Consider the following 5256-nt stretch of genomic DNA (forward strand, 5'->3'; position numbering starts at 1 on the left):
GCGTGTACTCGACGGGCCGGTAGGCGGCCGGCGCACGCGTCGCCAGCTGCGTGGCGTACGCGAAGAGGTCGCTGACCACGTGCTCGGCGGTGCGCAGGCAGTCCCACTCGACCCGCCCCGCCCGGGCGTCGGACCAGTCGCGCCCCGCGGCCGGCCGCAGCGCCGCCACCGCCTGCGCCACCGTGTCCGTCACTGCCCGCGCCGCCGCGTCGCCCCCGAGGGCTCCCAGATTTGTCATGTACGGAGCCTAGGTGGCGATCAGCCGGTGAGCAGGTCCATTTCGGCCCGCAGGTTGTAGCGGGCGGTCGCCTCCCAGTGCTCCGCGCCGTGAGGGGTGCGGTAGAGCCGGGGCAGCTCCAGGAGCTGGCGCAGCACCGCGGCCCGGCCCTCGCGGAACAGCTCGGGCGGGACGAAGTGGTACTCCTGGCGGACCGCCGCCGTGTACGCGGCGTACGCCTCGGGCGGCGAGGCGAGGACCGCCAGGTCGGCGTCGCACAGCACCTGGCCGTCACGGTCGTCGTCGGCCGGGTCGTGGGTGACGGTGAGCCGCACCAGGCGCGCGACCTCGGCCGTCCTCACCGCGTCGACGCCCGCCTCGGGGAGCGCGGTCTCGGCGATGCGGGCGGACCGCTCCTCGTTCTCGGAACGGTCCGGGCGGTACACGGCGTCGTGGAACCAGGCGGCCAGGCGCACCACGTCCGGGTCGGCCGCGTACCGCTCCAGCTCGTCCACCCGGTCCAGCACCGCGGTCAGGTGGGCGAGCGTGTGGTAGTGCCGCTGCGGCTCCGCCCAGCGGGCCAGCAGGTTCTCCGCGTACGGGGCCGGATCCGGCTCCGCGGCCCCGCCGCGGGCGGCGGTGAGGGTCCGCGCCCAGCGGGCGCGCAGCGCGTCGAGGTCGGCGAGGTCGGCGTGGGATGCGGTCATGCCCGCATTGTGCGCCGCTGCGCCCGCCGCACGCGCTCCGGGGCCGGTCCGGCGTGTGCGACGCTGGAAGCCGCACTCCGAAGCACTCCGACGCACTGCGAAGCACTCCGCAGCACTCCGAAGCGCTTCGACCCGCCCCGACCCGCCGCGACGTCACCGCGGGGCGCCCGGCACCGGCTCCCCGCCGGGCCCCCGCTCCCGCGCCGTCGCGCCGGTCCCGTCACGTCCCGGAAAGGACCTCACCGCCGTGAACCACGCACAGCTCAACGCCCTGGGCCGCGCCCTGCGCGTGCTCGGCGAGCACGGGGAGGCCCTGGGCGCCGACACCCCCGACTCGCGGCTGCACGAGCTGAAGGGCGACCTGCGGCGCGCGATGGAGCTGCTGGAGGACACCGTCACCACGGCCGCCCCGGCCACCCGCTGCCCGGAACACCCCAACGGGCCGGTGGACGCGAGCGCGCCGGACCTGTGCCTGCTCTGCGAGACCCGCCGCCGCTCGGCCCGCCGGGCCCGGCTCAGCGGCGGCCCCGTCCCGGACCGCCCGGTGGACCCGGTGCCGTCGCGGTACGGGATGCACGGCGACCGCCCGCAGCCGCAGCAGCGCTGGCTGCCGGAGGCGTGGAACGGCCGCGCCTGGGAGCTGTGCGGCACTCCGCGCCGGGACCGGCGGGAGGCCGAGCTGTTCCTGGCCGCCGAGCGCCGCTCCCCGCGCCCCGCCATGGCGTACCGGCTGGTGCACGAGTTCACCGACTACGAGGTGCTGCGCGTCTGGGGCGAGCCCCGGGTCGTCCCCGTCGAACCGATGGGCTGACCGGGGCGCGCGGCCCCGCCGACGGCGACGGCAAGGCGCCAGCACCGGCGAGGCGCCGGCAACGGCAAGGCGTCGGCAACGGGAAGGGCCCGGGGCGCGGAGATGGTCCGCGCCCCGGGCCCTTTCGCGGTCCCGGCGGTGGTGCCGGTCAGGGATCAGTGCAGGGTCATGAGCGAGGCGGCGTCGTACGAGGACATCTCGTCCGTGCGCCCGCCGAGCAGCTTGGCGCCCCACTCGGGGTCCTGCAGCAGCGCGCGGCCGACCGCGACCAGGTCGACCTCCTCGCGCTCCACGCTGTCCAGCAGGTCGTCGACGGCGCGCACCGGGGAGCCCTTGCCGGCGAAGGCGTCGGTGAAGTTGCCGTCCAGGCCCACCGAGCCGACGGTGATCACCGGCTTGCCGAGCAGCTTCTTCGTCCAGGCGGCCAGGTTGAGGTCGGAGCCCTCGAACTCGGGCAGCCAGTAGCGGCGGGTGGAGGCGTGGAAGGCGTCGACGCCGGCCTCGGAGATCGGCCGCAGCACCGCCTCCAGCTCCTCCGGGGTGGTCGCCAGCTTGGCGTCGTAGGCCTCGGACTTCCACTGCGAGAAGCGGAAGATGACCGGGAAGTCGGGCGAGACCGCGGCGCGGACCGCCTCGACGATCTCCACCGCGAAGCGGGTGCGGGCCACCGCGTCGCCGCCGTACTTGTCGGTGCGGCGGTTGGTGCGCTCCCACAGGAACTGGTCGATCAGGTAACCGTGGGCGCCGTGCAGTTCGATGCCGTCGAAGCCGACGCGCTCGGCGTCGGCGGCGGCCCGGGCGAAGGCGGCGACGGTGGCGTCGATGTCCTCCTGGGTCATCGCGCGGCCGTTCGGGGCCGCCTCACCGCTCAGCAGCAGCCCCGAAGGGCCCTCGGACGGGGCGTCCGGGGACGGGCCGCGGCCTTCCGGGCGGGTCATGCCGACGTGCCACAGCTGCGGGACGATCTTCCCGCCCTCGGCGTGCACCGCCTCGACGACCTCGCGCCAGCCGGCCAGCGCGTCCTCGCCGTGGAAGCGCGGCACCCGGCGGCTGTCACCGGCGGCCGGACGGTCGATGTACGTGCCCTCGGTCACGATCAGCCCGACCTCGGCCGCGGCGCGCCGCCGGTAGTAGGCGACGACGTCCTCGCCCGGCACGCCGCCCGGGGAGAACTTGCGGGTCATGGGCGGCATCACCAGGCGGTTGCGCAGCGTCATGCCGTTGATGGTGAGCGGGCGGGCCAGGACCCGGGAGGCGCGGTCGGCGATCTCGGCACCGGTGGCGACGGTCACGTGGGGCTCCAAGGGGAAGCGCGGTCAGCGGTCGGTCTTCGGTCACACTGCGCGGGCGCGTACGCCGTTCGACGGCGCGCACGTCCGCGTACTTGTGCGAACCAGTCGGTATGCCGGGGCATTCCCCGCCGCCGGTGACGATCCGCACACCGGGGCGCACGGCACCGCTCCCGTGCCGGAACCGTCCCGCACCCGCACCCGAGCCGGAACCGCCCCGCACCCGCACCCGCTCCGGGCCGCGCCCCGCACCCGTGCCGGCGCCGTCCCGGAGACCCGGGCCGCGGGAACGCCGAAGGGCGGCACCCGTGGTGGGTGCCGCCCTCCTGCGTGACGCGTGCGTCAGGGCTTCGAGCCGTCAGGCTCAGAAGTCCATGTCACCGCCCGGCATGCCGCCCGGAGCGGCCGCGGCGGCCTTCTCCGGCTTGTCGGCGATGACGGCCTCGGTGGTGAGGAACAGCGCGGCGATGGAGGCGGCGTTCTGCAGCGCGGAACGGGTCACCTTCGCCGGGTCGATGATGCCCTCGGCGATCAGGTCGACGTACTCGCCGGTCGCGGCGTTGAGGCCGTGACCCGGGGTGAGGTTGCGGACCTTCTCCACCACGACGCCGCCCTCGAGGCCGGCGTTGACGGCGATCTGCTTCAGCGGGGCCTCGAGCGCGAGCTTCACGGCCTGGGCGCCGGTCGCCTCGTCACCCTCGAGCTCCAGCTTCTCGAAGACCTGGGAAGCCTGCAGCAGGGCCACGCCACCACCGGCGACGATGCCCTCCTCGACGGCGGCCTTCGCGTTGCGGACGGCGTCCTCGATGCGGTGCTTGCGCTCCTTGAGCTCCACCTCGGTCGCGGCGCCGGCCTTGATGACCGCGACACCGCCGGCGAGCTTCGCCAGGCGCTCCTGCAGCTTCTCGCGGTCGTAGTCCGAGTCGCTGTTCTCGATCTCGGCGCGGATCTGGTTGACCCGGCCCTGGACCTGGTCGGCGGAGCCGGCGCCGTCGACGATGGTGGTCTCGTCCTTGGTGATGACGACCTTGCGGGCGCGGCCCAGGAGGTCCAGGGACGCGTTCTCCAGCTTGAGGCCGACCTCCTCGGAGATGACCTCGCCGCCCGTGAGGATGGCGATGTCGCCGAGCATGGCCTTGCGGCGGTCGCCGAAGCCCGGGGCCTTGACCGCGACGGACTTGAAGGTGCCGCGGATCTTGTTGACGACCAGGGTCGACAGGGCCTCGCCCTCGACGTCCTCGGCGATGATCAGCAGCGGCTTGCCCGACTGCATGACCTTCTCCAGGAGCGGGAGCAGGTCCTTGACCGAGGAGATCTTGGAGTTGGCGATGAGGATGTACGGGTCCTCGAGCGACGCCTCCATGCGCTCCATGTCGGTCGCGAAGTACGCCGAGATGTAGCCCTTGTCGAAGCGCATGCCCTCGGTGAGCTCGAGCTCCAGACCGAAGGTCTGGGACTCCTCGACCGTGATGACGCCTTCCTTGCCGACCTTGTCCATCGCCTCGGCGATGAGCTCGCCGATCTGGGTGTCGGCGGCGGAGATGGAGGCGGTGGAGGCGATCTGCTCCTTGGTCTCGATCTCCTTGGCCTGCTCGAGCAGGGCGCCGGAGACGGCCTCGACGGCCTTCTCGATGCCGCGCTTGAGGGCCATCGGGTTGGCGCCGGCCGCCACGTTGCGCAGGCCCTCACGGACCAGCGCCTGGGCGAGAACGGTCGCGGTGGTCGTACCGTCGCCGGCGACGTCGTCCGTCTTCTTGGCGACTTCCTTGACCAGCTCGGCGCCGATCTTCTCGTACGGGTCCTCGAGCTCGATCTCCTTGGCGATGGAAACACCATCGTTGGTGATCGTGGGGGCGCCCCACTTCTTCTCGAGGACGACGTTGCGGCCCTTGGGGCCGAGCGTCACCTTGACGGCGTCCGCGAGCTGGTTCATGCCGCGCTCGAGGCCGCGCCGCGCCTCCTCGTCGAACGCGATGATCTTGGCCATGTGAAGTGGTCCTCCCAGGACTGGGGGTGATTCCTTCGGACCGCGCCCGCGCCCGCGACGGACGGCCTGCGTGCCGGACGGTTCCTTCCCCGCCAACGGCAACGCGGACCTCACCGACCCGGTCCATCGTTGTCACTCTCACCTTCAGAGTGCTAACGCAATAATTAGCACTCGCCCCCTGCGAGTGCTAATTATTGCGTTAGCACTCTGAAGGTGAGAGTGACAACGATGGACCGGGTCGGTGA

The 5256-nt window shown here is 73.0% G+C and carries 4 protein-coding genes and 1 pseudogene; 1 reads left to right on the top strand and 4 read right to left on the bottom strand.

Annotated features, from left to right (window positions below):
- Positions 1-238: pseudogene (locus ACOV8S_RS01440) on the bottom strand (hypothetical protein); the annotation flags it as partial.
- Between the two features lie 20 nt (positions 239-258).
- Positions 259-924, bottom strand: coding sequence for an HD domain-containing protein (locus ACOV8S_RS01445; protein WP_448315504.1), 666 nt, complete (start codon positions 922-924; stop codon positions 259-261).
- A gap of 247 nt (positions 925-1171) precedes the next feature.
- On the opposite strand from ACOV8S_RS01445, the gene ACOV8S_RS01450 reads away from it, so the two are divergent.
- Positions 1172-1735 carry a hypothetical protein gene (locus ACOV8S_RS01450; protein WP_351113019.1) on the top strand — a complete coding sequence of 188 codons (564 nt, stop codon included), beginning with the start codon at positions 1172-1174 and terminating at the stop codon, positions 1733-1735.
- Positions 1736-1890: 155 nt separating this feature from the next.
- Here ACOV8S_RS01450 and ACOV8S_RS01455 read toward each other — a convergent pair whose 3' ends face one another.
- Both ACOV8S_RS01455 and groL read right to left on the bottom strand, forming a co-directional pair.
- Positions 1891-3027, bottom strand: coding sequence for an NADH:flavin oxidoreductase (locus tag ACOV8S_RS01455; RefSeq protein WP_448315506.1), 1137 nt, complete (start codon positions 3025-3027; stop codon positions 1891-1893).
- 361 nt (positions 3028-3388) lie between these two features.
- On the bottom strand, positions 3389-5011 hold the full coding sequence (groL, locus tag ACOV8S_RS01460; RefSeq protein ID WP_382553712.1) for a chaperonin GroEL: 1623 nt from the start codon (positions 5009-5011) through the stop codon (positions 3389-3391).
- Between the last annotated feature and the right edge of the window lie 245 nt (positions 5012-5256).

The sequence above is a fragment of the Streptomyces sp. CO7 genome, from assembly GCF_053474865.1.

What these genes read in the sequence shown, in the direction of transcription:
- ACOV8S_RS01445 (WP_448315504.1), bottom strand. Translation starts at nt 924, where the DNA reads ATGACCGCATCCCACGCCGACCTCGCCGACCTCGACGCGCTGCGCGCC.
- groL (WP_382553712.1), bottom strand. Translation starts at nt 5,011, where the DNA reads ATGGCCAAGATCATCGCGTTCGACGAGGAGGCGCGGCGCGGCCTCGAG.